The sequence below is a fragment of the Parvularcula sp. IMCC14364 genome (assembly GCF_030758415.1).
Lineage (GTDB): Bacteria > Pseudomonadota > Alphaproteobacteria > Caulobacterales > Parvularculaceae > Aquisalinus.
On record NZ_CP132334.1, the window covers coordinates 2,605,887 to 2,621,681 of the forward strand.

Annotated in this window: 15 protein-coding genes; 2 read left to right on the forward strand and 13 right to left on the reverse strand. The window is 57.4% G+C overall.

The window, feature by feature from the left end; all coding sequences use genetic code 11:
- Positions 1 to 41: 41 nt before the first annotated feature.
- The 10 genes from RAL90_RS12050 to RAL90_RS12095 form a co-directional block, all read right to left on the reverse strand.
- Entirely contained in the window at positions 42 to 1,682 is a 1,641-nt protein-coding gene (locus tag RAL90_RS12050) for a HAMP domain-containing sensor histidine kinase (protein ID WP_306250947.1), read from the reverse strand.
- A 17-nt stretch (positions 1,683 to 1,699) separates the two neighbouring features.
- Positions 1,700 to 2,377 (reverse strand): response regulator transcription factor, encoded by a 678-nt coding sequence (locus RAL90_RS12055; protein WP_306250949.1) that lies wholly within the window; start codon positions 2,375 to 2,377, stop codon positions 1,700 to 1,702.
- Between the two features lie 140 nt (positions 2,378 to 2,517).
- Entirely contained in the window at positions 2,518 to 4,020 is a 1,503-nt protein-coding gene (locus RAL90_RS12060) for a Do family serine endopeptidase (protein WP_306250951.1), read from the reverse strand.
- A gap of 243 nt (positions 4,021 to 4,263) precedes the next feature.
- On the reverse strand, positions 4,264 to 5,835 hold the full coding sequence (locus RAL90_RS12065) for a hypothetical protein (RefSeq protein WP_306250953.1): 1,572 nt from the start codon (positions 5,833 to 5,835) through the stop codon (positions 4,264 to 4,266).
- 107 nt (positions 5,836 to 5,942) lie between these two features.
- The gene (locus RAL90_RS12070; protein WP_306250955.1) at positions 5,943 to 7,139 is read right to left on the reverse strand and encodes a YHYH protein; all 1,197 of its coding nucleotides are present in this window, start codon (positions 7,137 to 7,139) and stop codon (positions 5,943 to 5,945) included.
- Between the two features lie 180 nt (positions 7,140 to 7,319).
- Positions 7,320 to 7,988, reverse strand: a complete 669-nt coding sequence (locus RAL90_RS12075; protein WP_306250957.1) for a YbjN domain-containing protein — start codon at positions 7,986 to 7,988, stop codon at positions 7,320 to 7,322.
- Between the two features lie 103 nt (positions 7,989 to 8,091).
- Positions 8,092 to 9,033 carry a J domain-containing protein gene (locus RAL90_RS12080; RefSeq protein WP_306250959.1) on the reverse strand — a complete coding sequence of 314 codons (942 nt, stop codon included), beginning with the start codon at positions 9,031 to 9,033 and terminating at the stop codon, positions 8,092 to 8,094.
- Positions 9,034 to 9,175: 142 nt separating this feature from the next.
- Positions 9,176 to 9,676: a nuclear transport factor 2 family protein gene (locus tag RAL90_RS12085; protein ID WP_306250961.1), complete on the reverse strand. Its 501-nt coding sequence runs from the start codon at positions 9,674 to 9,676 to the stop codon at positions 9,176 to 9,178.
- 87 nt (positions 9,677 to 9,763) lie between these two features.
- Positions 9,764 to 9,922 carry a hypothetical protein gene (locus tag RAL90_RS12090; protein WP_306250963.1) on the reverse strand — a complete coding sequence of 53 codons (159 nt, stop codon included), beginning with the start codon at positions 9,920 to 9,922 and terminating at the stop codon, positions 9,764 to 9,766.
- 389 nt (positions 9,923 to 10,311) lie between these two features.
- On the reverse strand, positions 10,312 to 10,512 hold the full coding sequence (locus RAL90_RS12095) for a DUF2460 domain-containing protein (protein ID WP_306250965.1): 201 nt from the start codon (positions 10,510 to 10,512) through the stop codon (positions 10,312 to 10,314).
- 291 nt (positions 10,513 to 10,803) lie between these two features.
- On the opposite strand from RAL90_RS12095, the gene RAL90_RS12100 reads away from it, so the two are divergent.
- A complete protein-coding gene (locus tag RAL90_RS12100) occupies positions 10,804 to 11,262 on the forward strand; it encodes a hypothetical protein (protein WP_306250967.1) in 459 nt (152 codons plus the stop codon).
- Between the two features lie 456 nt (positions 11,263 to 11,718).
- Positions 11,719 to 12,165: a hypothetical protein gene (locus tag RAL90_RS12105; protein ID WP_306250969.1), complete on the forward strand. Its 447-nt coding sequence runs from the start codon at positions 11,719 to 11,721 to the stop codon at positions 12,163 to 12,165.
- Between the two features lie 224 nt (positions 12,166 to 12,389).
- Here RAL90_RS12105 and RAL90_RS12110 read toward each other — a convergent pair whose 3' ends face one another.
- The 3 genes from RAL90_RS12110 to RAL90_RS12120 all read right to left on the reverse strand — a co-directional run bounded on the left by RAL90_RS12110 (position 12,390) and on the right by RAL90_RS12120 (position 15,792).
- Entirely contained in the window at positions 12,390 to 13,214 is an 825-nt protein-coding gene (locus RAL90_RS12110; RefSeq protein ID WP_306250971.1) for a hypothetical protein, read from the reverse strand.
- Positions 13,215 to 13,645: 431 nt separating this feature from the next.
- Positions 13,646 to 15,007, reverse strand: a complete 1,362-nt coding sequence (locus RAL90_RS12115; protein WP_306250973.1) for an MFS transporter — start codon at positions 15,005 to 15,007, stop codon at positions 13,646 to 13,648.
- Positions 15,004 to 15,792: a 1-acyl-sn-glycerol-3-phosphate acyltransferase gene (locus RAL90_RS12120; RefSeq protein WP_306250975.1), complete on the reverse strand. Its 789-nt coding sequence runs from the start codon at positions 15,790 to 15,792 to the stop codon at positions 15,004 to 15,006. Before RAL90_RS12120 ends, RAL90_RS12115 begins: the two co-directional genes overlap by 4 nt.
- Between the last annotated feature and the right edge of the window lie 3 nt (positions 15,793 to 15,795).

The window sequence follows — 15,795 nt, forward strand, 5'->3', positions numbered from 1 at the left end:
GAAATTACATAAAATCCAGTAAAAACCTGACAAATAAGAGGTCAGGACGATTGAATGCCCGGCGAATCACTGCCCGGTGACGGTCTGGCGGCTTTTGTCGCACTGGTTGCGCGCGTTTTCGGGGCTACTGGAAAAGCAATCCGGACCCCAAGACCCGCGCCAGCCCCGCCCGCGATCCCATCCGCCTCTGCATCAATCGCAGGACGTGCCAGCCCGTCACCGATCGTGAGATTGCCGTCATGAAAACTGATAATGGCGGAAACCATGGACAGGCCCAGGCCGGAGCCTTGCGTCGAGCGGCTCTGTTCAAGGCGTACGAACCGATTGAGGATACGCGCGCGATCAGAGGCCGGGACACCGGGACCATTATCTGCGACGCTCAGCAGCGCACCGCCGCCGGGGCGTGGGGCCACCTTGATCTCGATACGCGGCGTGATGCGGCTGTCCTTGTTTTCCTGGTCCGGCAGAACGCCGTATTTGAAAGCATTATCCAGAAGATTGGCCAGTGCCTGTGACAACAACTCACGCGAGCCCAATACTTCCGGTGCAGGCGTCAGATCAGTGACCAGATCAAACCCCGCCTCCTCGGCGGCTGGTTCATACAATTCAAGGACTTCATTAACGACTGAAATCAGATCAACTCTCTGCATACGCTTCTTCGTCTGCTCACCCGCTTCAATGCGCGTGATCGACAACAGGGCATTGAATGTTGCCAGCAGCCGGTCTACGTCGCCGGCGGTCTTGTGCAGAATGTCCTGCGTATCTGCGTCCGGCTTGGTGATGGCCGTATCCAGCCGGTTGCGAATACGGGTCAATGGAGAGCGCAGGTCATGGGCGATATTGTCGCTGACCTGCCGCATCCCGTCCATCAGCCGTTCAATCTGATCCAGCATGGCATTGAGATTCTGGGCGAGACTGTCAAATTCGTCCTGTGCACCGGAAAGCGGTACGCGCCGTGAGAGATCACCAGCCCTGACAGCCTCAGCGGTCCGGTTCACCCGGTCAATCCGGACAAGGAACGACCGGCTCGAAAAGAACGCCAGCAACAGCGCCAGCACCAGCGTGCCAAGCGCCATTGTCAGGATCACATCACGCGCAGCCATCCTGATACTGACAAGGTCAGAAATATCGCGTGCCAGAAATATCAGCGCCTCCAGTTCACCAGTCTGCGGATCATAAAATCGCTCGAGACGGCCAATGGCATAGCGCGTTTCAAAGCTCTCAGGCTCAAGGAAAGTGTTTTCAAGATTGCGCCTGTCGCGCCGATATTCAAATTCGATGGCCCCGTCCGATGTCAGCGCCTCAGAGGGCACTTCTTCCAGATCGCGCACCGGCAGCTGCTTGGTCTTGCTGTCAATGAGGATATACAGACTATCACTGGAATAGGGATTGAACAGAAGCCGGTTCTCGCTGGAAGCGCGCGCCTTTACCGTGCCGCGCAGGCTGGCAAGACCGACAAGCTGATAAATCTTCTGCAGATTTTCAAATTCCTCATCAATCTGATCTTCAACCCCCGTGATGGCAGCTCCGATCGTCGCACGGTAACTGAACGCACCGAGCAACATCACGGAGACCATGAACAAGGAGACTGTAATCAGGGCAAAGCGGAATGATGTGGTGCGCGTCAGCCGTCGCAACATGCTGGGCTGGCGCGGCCCTGAAGGTGTGTCTTCATCCATCATGCCCGCACCGTGCCGGTCTAATCCTCGTCTGAAAGTGTATAGCCGGCACCACGCACAGTCTTGAGAAGAGGCGTTTCAAAATCCTTGTCGATTTTGCCGCGCAACCGCGAAATATGCACATCAATAACATTCGTTTGCGGATCGAAGTGATATTCCCAGACATTCTCCAACAGCATGGTCCGCGTCACAACCTGCCCCGCATGACGGATCAGATATTCCAGCAGACGGAATTCACGCGGCTGCAGGTCGATCTTTCGGCCATCGCGGCGCACCGTGCGTGACAGAATATCCATTTCAAGGTCGCCAACACTGAACTTTGTTGTCGCATTGGTCGGTGCACGGCGGCGACCCAGCGCCTCAACCCGGGCAAGTAGTTCCGAGAAGGCATAGGGCTTGACCAGATAATCATCACCGCCAGCCTGCAGGCCAGCCACGCGGTCATCAACTTCTCCGAGGGCGGACAGGAACAGGGCCGGCGTTTCGTCACCTGCCTCGCGGCGACGCTCCAGCAATGTCAGGCCATCCAGTTCCGGCAGCATACGGTCAATGACATAAGCATCATAGCCACCATTCTCTGCCATGTTCAGGCCTGTTGCCCCGTCCAGGACGTGATCGACGGAATGTCCCGCCTCGCGCAAGCCTTTCACCAGAAAGGCCGCAGCATCTGCATCGTCTTCAATTACCAGAATACGCATTCAGCTCTCCACTTCATCAGCCGGCGCCCTATCCGGTGAAACTAAGTTCAGCCCTGCACTGAGGGCTGTGTCAACAAAACACTTGTCCGGGCCGCAGCCCGGACAATGAAAATCATCTCTTATCCGTCAGCCGGATAGACTCATTCTTCTTCCTCGAGCGGCAAGGCGCGGAAGTCCTTGCGGCCACCAACATGAACACGCAGCAGGAGTGCTTCCTTGCCGGACTTTGTCGCATTCTCGATCTTCTTCTGAAGATCGGCCGGTGATGTCACCTTGCGACGATCCGCTTCCAGAATAACCGTACCCGGTGTCAACAATGCTTCAGCGCCCAGACTGCCCGGCAGTACATTGGTGACAACAACGCCGGCCACAGTTGGCTCAAGATTCAGCTCTTCCCGATCATCAGCGGTCAGACTACGGAAGCTGACACCCAGATTTTCGGCCAGTTCGTCCTCTGCTTCCTGCTGTTCTTCAGGTTCCGGCAACGTGACCCCGGCAAGAGCTGCCTCGTCACGCTCTCCCAGTTTGACTTTCAGTGTACGGTTGCGCCCTTCACGATACACCAGCATGTCCACTGTCTGGCCCGGCTCAACACCGCCAACGGCCCGTGTCAGCTCACGCGCGTCCGCAACTTCCTCACCATCAAACTTGAGGACGATGTCGCCGCTTTCCATGCCGGCATTCTTCGCGGGCGTATTGTCCTGAACATTGACAACCAGCGCCCCCTTGGCATCCGGGAGGCCGACAGCCGCCGCATGATTGTTGTCAAACGGACGGATTTCAACACCCAGCCAGCCACGGGTAACGGAGCCTTTGTCGATCAGTTGACTGACGACAAACTGTGCCGTCTCTGACGGGATCGCAAAACCGATCCCGACACTGCCGCCTGTCGGAGAATAGATTGCCGTATTGACGCCTACCACCCGGCCATTCAGGTCAAATGTCGGCCCACCGGAATTGCCCCGGTTAATTGGCGCATCCACCTGAATGTAATCGCTGTAGCTGCTGGCATAATTGGTGCGGCCAATCGCAGAAACGATGCCACTGGTGACGGTGCCACCAAGACCGAACGGGTTGCCAACGGCAAGCACCCAGTCGCCAACGCGCAAGTTCACATTGTCTGCAAATTCCACAAATGGCTGGCCTGCATCGCTGTCCACTTTCAGCACAGCCAGATCAGTTGCCGGGTCGCTGCCGATCAGTTCAGCTTCCAGTTCAGAGCCGTCATTCAGGCGCACGGTGATAGTGTCAGCCCCATCCACCACATGATGGTTGGTGACAATGTGTCCTTCACGGTCGATAAAAAAGCCTGACCCCTGACCAGCGGCACGGCGCTCCTCGCCCTCCTGCTCTAGCTGGTCACCAAAATCGAACCCGAACCGGCGCTCGAAATATTCGTCAAACCCTTCCGGCATCCGGCGGACCGCGCGCGGCACAGAGGCTTCTGTGTTCACGCTGACAACAGCAGGGCTGACCTGCTCAACCAGATCGGCAAAAGACAGTTGCCCGCCAATCCCCAGACTTGGCGTCATTAACCGCGGGGCCTGTGCCTGCACCGGGGCTGACAGCGCAAAGGCCGTCGCCGCAAGGGCCGCAATGGCTGTGGATCTCGACAGTATTTTTGTCACACCGTACTTGTTCATTCTTTCAACGCTCCGTTATCACGATCACTACCGCACTGATGATACAGCACCGGCAACCTTTTCGTATTCTGCATTACCCCCATGGCCCAGTGGGGCCACGTTCAACATGGAATATGTGTTTTCCTTCATTACCGTGCAGTGGCGAATGGATTAAACATCGGTAATCCGTTTAGCCTTAACCCCATGTTTTAAAAGGCTTTCTGACAGTACAGGCAACTGAAAACCGCAATTTTCGCCCCCGGTTCAGGCTGCCCTGAGGGCAACATCAAACTGCTCACGCACTCTTTCGGCCACATCTGCCCCGGAAAGGTGGCGGACGAGATCTGAAACATGGCCCGTTAACCGTGAGACCTGCTGACGGTTTTCGCTGCCGGCACGGCGAATCGCTTCGGCAAGCTGCTCGGCAAAGGCGGTCACTTCCTGTGCGGCCCGCTCACGCGCCCTGTCCAGCAGAGCCTGCTGGTCAAATACAGCCGCGGTCGCATCCGCCCCGACCAGGAAAATGGCTGCCGCGTTGGCCGCTTCAATAATATCTGCCCGCTGCTGGGAGACCGCCAGCCAGCCGGCATCAGGCTCAAGACGCCCATCAGCGCCATCGCGCAATGGCAGCACATCATGGATCGTTGCAAGCGCGCGTTTGACCAGACCGCCAAACAGATCAGCACCGGCTGTACGGGTTGGCGAGAGCCGCTCCAGAAAATCATGCTTGTCGTCAAGGCTGTCGATCTCAGCGGAAATGCCACTCAGGGTTTCCGCAAACGCCGTGACAGCATCAAGTGTTTCGGGCGTAAAGCTGCCCTTCAGGATCAGGCGCTCCAGCCATTCCGGCTGGGCCGAGACAAAGGCGATCAGATGATCTGCAATCAGACAGCTTTCAGCGCCGCCCGGCAAATCCGCCGCCTGCAACGGCACCAGCAAGCGCAACGCCTGCCAGGGCTGCGCAAGGCAGGAAACCGCTGACAACTGCAGATAGCCAGCCAGCGCTGCATTGCCCCGCGCCTCAGCGGCGATAATATCCACGATGGCAGTCACATTCTTTTCACTCAGCATATGGAGCAGTGGCAACATCCGGGTGAAGGCTTCCTGCAACCGACGAGCCAGGGGCAGCAGGGTCTTGAATTCCACCAGGTCACCAAAAATGGCATTGGAGCCGAGGCGACTGATCAGGGCGCGGCGGATTGCCGGGTCTTCGCGCGAGCGCGCGGTCAGGTCGTCCAGCACACTGCGGGCCGCAAGATGCATCTGATCGGAAATCTCGCGATAGAATTCTTCTTCTTCCGGCTCGTCCAGCATTTCCGCTTTCAGCCAGGCATCCCGGATGACCCCGCCAGAGGCCTCCTCGTTCAGCAAACGCCATATCGCTGGCAGGGATGTGGAACAGATATAGCCGTCAATGCGCGGTAAGAAGCGCGGCGGATCAATAATCAATGGCTCGAAAGCACCAAAGAAAGCGTGCATGGCATTACGCGGCGGTGAGAATACCGGCGGCACATAAGGTTCGGGGTCAACCCGCGCCTCTTCTTCAAGAACCAGCGGCGCGTCATCTTCAAAGGACTCCGGCTTGAAGACAAGATCAACATCTTCCTCGCCCTCACCGGCGCCGGAATCCGTTTCCCGCTCCTGCGCCTGCTCGGAAATGGAGAGACCGCGCTGCGCGGCAACTTCCTCAATCAGGTCTGAGACTTCACCATAGGGAAAGCTGTCTGCTGCTGACCTCTCTCCAAAAGCCATGGCGACGCGCAACTGCTCTAATACAGGTTCTGGCGCGGCAGCAAAAATTGCGCGCAATTTTTGTATCTTGGCAGGTGCCGTCACTGCTCTCCCCTCACCGGGTTTAATGCCGAATTTCAACCAGATTACTGGTTACGGGTGTTCGCGTCCGAGTCGCAAGCAATGCCCCCCGCGAAAAGGTAAACTTATTCTTAACGCGGCAGCGCTCGCCCGCCCGGCCCCAGATCGGCATCGGGATCGGCATCGGGATCGGCATCGGGATCGGCATCGGGACCGGGATCAGCAAAATCGGCTGAGGGCGTGCCCCGGTAGCAACGCGGAATGACCGGCCAGCCCGGTGTCAGGAAATAGGCATAGGTGCCTTCCGGAAACTCCGGCGTGCGCATCACCCGGCCATTGCATTCATCAAGCACACCGGCCCCCTCGACATATTCATAATCGCTGACAAACGTCCCGTCGTAAAAGCCGCCGGGGCTGGCCGCTCCTGCGGGCCGGGCACCCTGCTTCAACCGATAGCTGGAAGTCACGTCGATCACGGCGACACCGTTGGCGCCAAATCCGTACAGGGCATAGATCGGGAAACCATCAGCCGCCCAGCCAATCAGGGGCGAATGCTGACCGGGATTGAGGCCCGCGCCTTCCAGATACAGCGCAGGCAAACCGTGATAATGATAGGCACCGCCAGGCTGCACATGGGCATAATTGGCATCAAGCCCGAGGGCGATAGCGCCGGAAAGCGCTTCATACTGCCAGCCTCCGCGCCTGTTCCCCAGATAGAATTCCGCCGCCCCCGGATCAAACGGCACACCATTTAGACCAATGCCGAATCTGCCAAGGCCAAGCACGGTGATCCGGCTGGCAAAACGCGGCATGGCGGGCACACAAAATTCATGAGGTTGCTCGGTAATACGGTTTGGATTGCCCGGATTGGGAAATGGCCCGGTCTCATGCCCGGCAATGCCATTGGCCGTAATCAGGCGGCAGTCACCCTCCATGCGCGCGCGCACATGACTGCGGGTGAGCGGCGGCACCGTTGCGGGATAAAGATCGGGAGTCCCACCAGATTGAACAGTGATATGACGGCGCCCACCGCCCTGCGGCGCGCCGCCATCAAGCGCCCTGTTATCATCTGGCCCGCGCACACTGCTTCGCCCGCTGGTCATATGATCAGGAATGCAGGCGCGCTGCTGCTGCCCCGGCGGGGTCCGGCAAACACCCGTATGCGTCCGCCCGGAGACAGTGGCGCGACAGCTCTGGCCTTCGCCCTTGTCCGCACAAGCCTCAAGGGCTGCCTGTGGCGGTCGTGGCTGCGCCATTTTTTCACCCGGCACATGCGCAAAGCCCGTCAGGGCGAAAAGGCTGATCGTGGCAATGGTGACAAACTTCATGCGTTTTCCTGAATTTCTGGGCCGTCCCCGACAGTCACGCGACCAGGCAGACCGTCAAAGGCTTTTTAGTCAACGCAAATTCTACGCCCAAACTGGCGGGGGCCCATAAGTTTTTTGCAACAGCCCACCTAGCATCAGGGGTGGGGGCGCATCAGGGGGGGCCATCAGGGAGAGCGTCAATCAATCACGCTGATGACGCTGCCTCGCCTGTGGCAAGTCGAATGTCCCGCTGCGGCCTGACCCCAGAGCGGCTTTGACGTTGAACGTGCCTTCCTTTTCCTGAGACAGGCTGACCAGATTGGTGATCTTTTCATCCACAACAGCGGGCGGTGTTAACAACGGCTTGAAATCCACCGCAGTCACCAGTTCCTCACTGACCAGAAACCACTCATTGATCGAGTTTTCAAAAACGCCAAGATTGACCGCGAAGGAGCCGCGTATCATGCCGAAGTCAGCAATCAGGTACCGATTGAGCAGCACAAACTCATCATTGGCATAAAATGCCTTGGTGTACGGAACAACGCCATTAAAGGCGTTGACGGCATCCAACGTGCTGCTGTCCCGCACAATGGCGAACATATCGAGACCAGCGCAGTTGCTGCCATCCCGCTGGCAGGCCCGCGCCTCGAAGAATAACTCCCGGTCATCGCGCGTGGCCCGCAGCACTTTCCTGCCATCGTTCAACTGTCCCTGCTCGGTCACATAGCCAAGCTCGTTCAGGAATGGCTCAACGGTCACGAAAGACAGGTTTGGCATCACGCCGTTAAGGTTGTCAGGCTGTTGTTGGGCGCCGGCAGCCGGCACCAGTATGACAATCGCCAGAATAACGGCGCTGATAATCTTTTTCATGGGGGTCCCCTCAACTGATCGAGCCTTGATGACAGGCCGTGAGGAAGCATCACATCGCAGCCGCGCCAGATTGTCAAACCGGGCAGGTCAGTATCACCCTGCCTCAGGCTTTCATCCGGGCGCGGGGGTTCTGGTCTTTGTCGCCCTGCCAGCTGGCGATGAACTGCTCGAATTCCTCATCGGTTGTTTCCGGCAGCACGATTTTCAGGCGGACAATCTGGTCGCCGGTATTGCCGGTCTTGGCATTCTTCAGGCCCTTGCCTTTCAGCCGCAGGGAGGCACCCGAACTGGTGCCCCGGGGCACACCGACAGACACATCACCATGCACCGTTGGCACGACGATCTTCGCGCCCAGCACTGCTTCTGACAGGGTGACAGGCACTTCCAGCATCACATTGTCGCCCTCGACCTCGAAGAACCTGTGCGGGCGAACGGTTACTTCCACATAAACATCCCCCGCCGGGCCGCCCTTGAAACCGGGCTCGCCCTGGCCGCGCAGACGCAGGGTCTGGCCATCGCGCAGGCCTTCGGGAATGGTCACATTCAGGGTCTTGCCGTCGGGCATGGTCACACGCTTGGTCACGCCAGTGGCCGCTTCTGCAAACTCTACATCCATGCGGTAGCGCACATCGCGCCCCTGCATCGGGCCTTGCCCGCGGCCAGCGCCGCCGCCGAAAATATCCGAGAAAATGTCGCCAATATCGTCATAACCCTGATGACGCCCCTGCCCGGCACCGGGGCCATAACCGCCATTGGCCTGATGCGGCCCGCCACGCGCCCCGCCCTGCCATCCACCACCGCCCGCAAAAGGCCCGCGCGGATTCCCGTCAGGGCCAATCTCGCCGCGATCATATTTCGCGCGCTTTTCCTTGTCGCCGACAATATCGAAGGCGGCAGACGCGGCCTTGAACTTGTCCTCGGCCTGCTTGTTATCGGGGTTGCGATCAGGATGGTATTTCTTGGCCAGCTGACGATAGGCATCGCGGATGGTTTTCTCATCCGCCGACTTGCTGACGCCCAAAACTGAATACGGGTCTCTGGCCAAACCTGGTCCTCTTGATTGCCGGTCATGCGTGATCGGTTACACAGCGCAAGGCGCGCCCAAGACGCACCCAAGGCTCTATGTCAGGTCATTGAGCGAATTTCGCAAGAGGGGAACAGGTTTTTCGTCGGCTGGACTGCGCGGGCTATTGCAGGACAAAGCCCTTGGCGATGATTTTCCATTCACCGTCAATCAGTGTCAGGGTCAGCGCATCATAAAACCTGTCGGTTGAACGGAACAGCACCACCGCCAGACGGTCATCCACCACACTGACGCTGAGAATCTCCCCGTCACGGGTCGCGCCCGGCGGATTGTCATTGCTTGACCAGGCGGTGATGATCTCGCCCATGTCCTTCCACGAGCGCAGCACGGCCTCGCCCGCTTCATTGGTGGTCACACCGACCATGCTGGCATGATCTGCGGCAAAAGCACGGTTCAGGCGTTCCGCCGAGGCTTCGCCCTGACCATGAAAATAGTCATAGACCGCCGCCTTGATGGCCGCATGATGCACACTGTCTTTGGTGGCGAATTCCCCATGGGTCACGACCCGGTCGTGCGCATCCTCTGGTTCTGCCGCCTCTGGTCCTGCCAAAGCGGCGACCGGCAGCAGGCAATACAGTATCAGGCTGAAAACGGATTTAAGCATGTCGACCCCTCATTCTTCTCTCCCCTATCAGGGCAGAGTTGCGCGGGATCGCCAACTTGCAAATTCGTAATCTTTAGTAGTTCAGCGCTATTGCTGATTGAGCGTCAGAGCTGCCGGCGCAGCTTCTGAGTCAGCCTGCGCGTTCGTTTCGCCGCCAGACATGAAATTATACGCCGCCCAAAGCAGCACAAGCCCGATCAGCACGATAAAAAACAGATCAAATACCCGTTTGAGTACGGATGCCATAAGTCTCTCCCTGAATGCTCCAGAGCAACCCGCAGCCCGCGGATCAGCATGAAGCGCAATGGATACACAGCGGCTGGCTGCCCAAGCCATAAGGCGCGCTGAATATCCGGTTTCCCTGACACCTTGATGTCGCGCTGTCACTAGCCCGGTTTTCAGACCCTGTTAAGAGCAAAGCCTGTCGCCAGACGCGGGTTTCACAAGACTTTCACAAAACCAACCCCCTGTTGACATTTATGCAACAGTCCCTGTCCTGAATTTTCAGGGATGGGCGCGAAACTTACGCGCTGGCCAACCCTTTTTTCCCTTGTATGCTTTAGGTAGATATAATCCCACCTGCTACATGCAGCAACGCACTTTGTGCGTATCGCAAGTATACCGCACAAGATGATTTAGCCCCTAAATTTCAAAAATGAATCGAGGTTCTGCTTCAGCATTTCTGTCGTGGGATGCTTATCACCAAGCACGCGCTCCCAGGGGCTGTTGCGTTCTTCCGCCCCGCTCGCGAGTGTCACAATCTGCGTGCGCCGCATTGGCCCGCCTTCCGCACCAAGCGAGATATGGCGTGGAAACCGTATGTCGTGAAAAGCCATTTTTTCTGTCTCCTTCGTTCAAGGGGGAGACACTTTAAGGGCTGACAGAGGGGGGCACATAAATTATTAACCATTTTCCTGAAAAAGTGGTTTTTCCGCCATTTTTGGCGGTTACAGCACGGTTTGGACGCTTCCGGTGGACCCTGATGACAGGGGTTCCCGCCATATTGCGATACCTGCCCCCTGTCTTCACGAATTATTAGTGTCTGGCGTGTATACCTCCAGTGTGAATGGTCCGTATGGGCTGTTTACAATTGTTAACGCCAGACGAGCTGGCAGGGAGACATGGTAATGTCAGGTATTACAGGCATAAATGGTGGCCTGTTTGCACCGCCCGACAAGGTGCAGGCAGGGGTTATTACAACCATCGCTGCACAGACTGGTTTTTCCAGCGCGTCTTTTCCGCCGGTTGAACAGGCTGGCAAGCAAAGCGGCATCACTTTCATCACCCAGGACCAGCGACAGGCGGCAGACAGTGCAGCCAGCGCCAGCGACGCCTTCACCGGCTTCTCGGCCACGCTGTCTCTTGGCAGCGCGGATGACGGTATCGAGCAGTTGTTGCAGCCGTTCACCCTGCCGGTGAAAACATCCGAACTACTGCCGGATTATGTGCCATTGCCACCGCCAAGCGAAAACAATGACCCGCTGCAGCAAAGCCCGCAGGACATGCTGAAAGTATTCGCAGAGGCCTATGGCGCGTTGTCCAACCGCACCGCCGTGATCGAAAGCAGCCTCGATCTGATGATCTGATCCGGATGATCTGGCCCGGTTTATGTGGCCCGGATAATCTGACAAGAGCGCCCTGCCCGAACTGGCAGGACAAAGCAGATGCAGCAAAATTCAGTCCATCCACAAGACGCCGCAATCAGCGGCGTTTTTTTGTTATCTGCTCAGGTTTTCAGGCGCAGTCAGAACAACGGGACGGTGCCTGAGAGCAGACTCTGTGTTTTGCCATTTGCGCCTCCATCCATTGATATTTTCGTCGCGACGTCTTTGGCACCGTACTCTTGCACGACAACCTGGGAGAAAATAGCAAACCGCGAGTTCAAAGTCTAATTCCCGCTCTGTGACCCAATACCGGTCATCCCGTGAGCGGCTTAAAATCGCCAAGAACCGTCAATTCCGTGCATACCGCCAATGGCGGTACAGGAGCTTTTATCGGACGAATGCTTTACCGAATAGGCGCGCGCAGGTGAGCTGTTCAGAATGGGTTTTCCGAAGGAAATAAGTACGCACGAAGATCTCCGCTGCTGTCATGTCTGGCGCAGCATTGGTACACACATATGGTTTGAGTATGGCATTCCGAAAATTGAGTTGTTAAAAAATGGTCGCCGCACCGTGCACGGAGAACTGACGCTGCATGTCGAGAGTGACAACTGGCGACTTATAGTTGACGGTCAGTGCCCCCTAAATTCCGACACCGTGTCCGATGGCAATTTTAGAGCTTATGGACCGAGTTGGTTTCTAGACAAACCTCTTCCGCAATTCACCGACGGCTCCTCGAAACAAGTTGAACTGTCGTTCTCGCCCTCGATTTCACTTATCGTATTTCCAGATAGCTCTGGCGATGTCGATTATGAACTGTCAATCAGGCTTCCTGACGGAACGTATTGGGGATTTCTCTTCAATCGAGGTTGGTTCTTATCGTCATAGCTCTGCATGCGACTAATGCGCTTGTTATTAGGCTGTTTACGTCCCGATTTCTGCCTTTGCATTTACTTTCGCAACCGTCAATTTTGGGCCAAACCCGGCCTCACCTGCCTGACAGCACCTCATCATACAGGCCTTCCGGCACGACGCCGCAATCAGCGGCGTTTTTTTGATATGCATTCAGGTTTTCAAGCACAGGCAGAACGACGGGACGGTGCCAGACAATATCAGGAACTGATCAGGTCTCGTATTTGGAACACGAACACCTCTCCGTTATTAGCAACCACTGCAAGCCATTCCCCATCATCAGATATCTCGACATCCGTGTCGAAATCTATTCCCGCTGGCCTGGCCTTCGATGCGATGGTCAATTTGGCCAGCGTTTCGTTGCGCGTTCGGCTCCACAGACGGGCACGCTGGGCACCGGACTGGGAATTTACTTCCTTGATGACCCGTAAATCATTTCGAGCGTCTCTGATTTGAACGATTTGCCAGCCTTCAACGGCGCATGTTGCACAGGCCACCGAAGCCAGAGCCAGATCCGTTGAACAGGTCAAAGTTTCGAACTCAGTGCGGGTCAGGTTCCAGCGCCAACACACTCCACCGTCGAAATTACCGAACACCGCGTCACCGTCGCGCGAGAATGTAGCCCGAACGCGACCCCCTTGGCGTGGCAGTGACAACGTTCCTAGTACAGAAGGTGCATCCCCAAGAAAGAGGCCGATCTCATGTGCAATAGGCACGTAAGGGGTGCGCCCCTGATTTATCAGTTGAATCAGGCGGGCGTCCTCTTCCGACCGATCTGCATCGTAATCATCGAAGGTCGGCCGCAACCAGACAGTCGCTTCGTCCTCACGCACCGCGATCGGGCCGAACCACTGGCGCGCAGAAGCCGGTGGTGGATAACTCGCGAAGGTTACCGTCCGCGCTACCGGCATGGATGATGGTCCGGTCTCTGATCCGCCGACAGTTGGCAGGAAGTAGTTTGGCCCATTCACCTCCAACCGGCGGCTTTCGGCGAAAGTGGCATTCGCCTCCGGTTCAACCTCCAATGTCAGATTCGCGTCGTCAGTCTGATTATTTGGTCGCAGGCGCTTTAGGCTTCCCGACGATCCTCGCACTAGAAGCGCGTTGCTTTCGTCAAACATCAGGTGGGCGGTGCACCGGCGTGAGCGACGCTGTTCTTCAAAAGGGCCTGGCGTTATACGGAGCTCACTGCAAAAACGGGCCACTTGAAACTGGCCTGCTGCCTCGGCGCGAAGGTGCTCTGGATCCGCCGGCAATGTTGAAGAGGTGAGTGGGGATAAGCCATCCGACTGGCAGCCGACAATGGTTAGGCAGGAAATAAAAGTGATCCACAGTAATTTCACAGGCAAACCTTACCACATTTTCCGGCGGCAAATACTACGCACTTGCCAAAGTCCGAGCGCATGAAGACAACCGTTAAGATCTTGGTGAATAGCCACTACGGCCAATCCCGGCCTCACCTGCCTGACAGCACCTCATCATACAGGCCTTCCGGCACGGCGGCGGTGCGGCACAGCATGTACAAAACAACCAGCAGTTCCAGCGCGCCGATCACCAAAAGCAGGTCATGGGGGCGCATGGGCGTGATGGCGATCAGCAACACGAACATGGAGCCGAGCACCGCGCCAAAGGCGTTCAGCATGTTGCTGGTGGCCATGATCCGTGCCCGGTGTGCTTCGCGCACCCGGCGTTGCACGGCGGCCTGTAGCGGCACCAGAAAAACGCCCATGGCCGCCGAGGCCACCACGAATAATGCTGCCAGCAGAATGCCGCCGGGCTCGGCAAAAAATGCCGCGACCCCCAACAATTCCCCGTCGCGCGGGACCGACATCATCTCGCTGACGGCAAACAGCGCGACATTGATCAGGATTGCCACCACGAACGCCCCCACAGAAAGAGACAGGCCGGACTTGGCCTTGGGCACCAGGGTGGTGATCGCGGCGCCGATCAGTCCGCCCACGGCGAAAATGCCCATCATGACCGTGGCCACGGTCCCCTTGGCCTGCAGCACGTCAATCGTGATAATCGGGAAAGCCACCGTGATCGCGGCGGCGATGAACCAGAAAATCCCGCCGCCCAGCAGGGGCCGGATGACCGGCGGCTCTTCGCGCACCATGCGGATCATGCTGCCCACCTGGCTGAACCAGTTCCAGTTGATTTTCAGGTCCGGCGAATCTGCCGCAGCGCGCGGCGCAAACAGGACCGCGCCCCAGCCGGCAGCTGCCATCAGCACCAGAATGGCGGAAATCAGCCATGGGCCGAACGCGGCTTCAATCAATCCGCCGCCCACGGCATACCCCGTCAGGTTGGCGACAAACAGGCCGCCATAACAGATGCCATTGCCGCGCACGAGTTCCCCCGGCGTGAGATATTTCGGCATGGCCCCAATGCGCACCGGCGAGAAAAAAGCCGACTGGATGCCCATGAAAAACAGGGTCAGGATCAGGATCAGGCCGTTATTGAGCAGAAAGCCCACAGCGGCCATCAGCATCAGGACAAATTCAATAAACTTGGTGCGCCGGAACATGAACGCCGTCTCGTATTTATCCGCGATCTGGCCTGAAAGTGGCGAGAACATGAACACCGCCATGGCGAACAGCGCCCCGGCAAAGGGCAGGATCACCGCCGGGTCAGAAATGCCCGGCAGCGTCAGCACCTTGTAGGTCAGGCCAATCAACAGGGCCTGTTTCAGCATATTGTCCGTAAACACGCCGAGCACAAAAGCCGTCCACATGGGCAGAAAGCGGCGTTGAAAGAAAAAATTGCCGCCCGTCTCGCCAGCCGCGTCACCTGCAATATTCATCCCGGTACTGCTCATGCGGCCTCTCCCGGCTCTTTGGCGGCCTGCGCCTCTTTTCCAGACTGCGCCTCTGACATGCTGCCCGGCTGCGCGGCGCGCAAATGCGGCAGCAGCGACAAGGAGCGCGTTTCAATTTCATCTTCCAGCAGGCGCATAAACTCACCCTTCTCCATGCCCGGCTCGATCGGATCGAGAAATTCGATCGTTGCCGTGCCCGGCTTTACCTTACTGCTCTGTTGCGGCCAGCACAGACCCAGATTGGTCGCCACCGGCACCACCGGGCAGCCATATTCCTTGTACATGTAAAACACGCCCTTGCGATAGCGATGTTTTTTGCCCACTTCAGACAAGTGCCCTTCCGGATAGATCAGGATGCGGCGGTTATCTGCCTTGGCCTTGTCCATGGCATCTGCCAGCAGTTTCTCGCGCTCCAGCGGGCCACCGCAATTATTGACGATGATGCTGCCCATTTTCTTCAGGATACTGCCGACCACCGGAAACTTCTCCAGATGGTCACCGGTCACGAACGCAAGGTCATAAAACTGCGAGAACATCAGGAAACCGTCGCCCCAGCTCTGGTGTTTGGCGGCGATAATGCACGGGCCTTCCGGCAGGTTCTCGCGGCCTTTCACCTCCAGCCTGATGCCCGCCACATGCTCCATCCAGAAACACATCGTGCGGGTGTAGCCCAGGATCCACAGCATCATGACCTTCCGCCCGGGAATCAACAGGAGCGGGATCGCCCCAAGGGCAAAAAAGATCGAGGTCAGCCAGTAGGCAAGACGGAAAAAGAAGGAACGCATGAG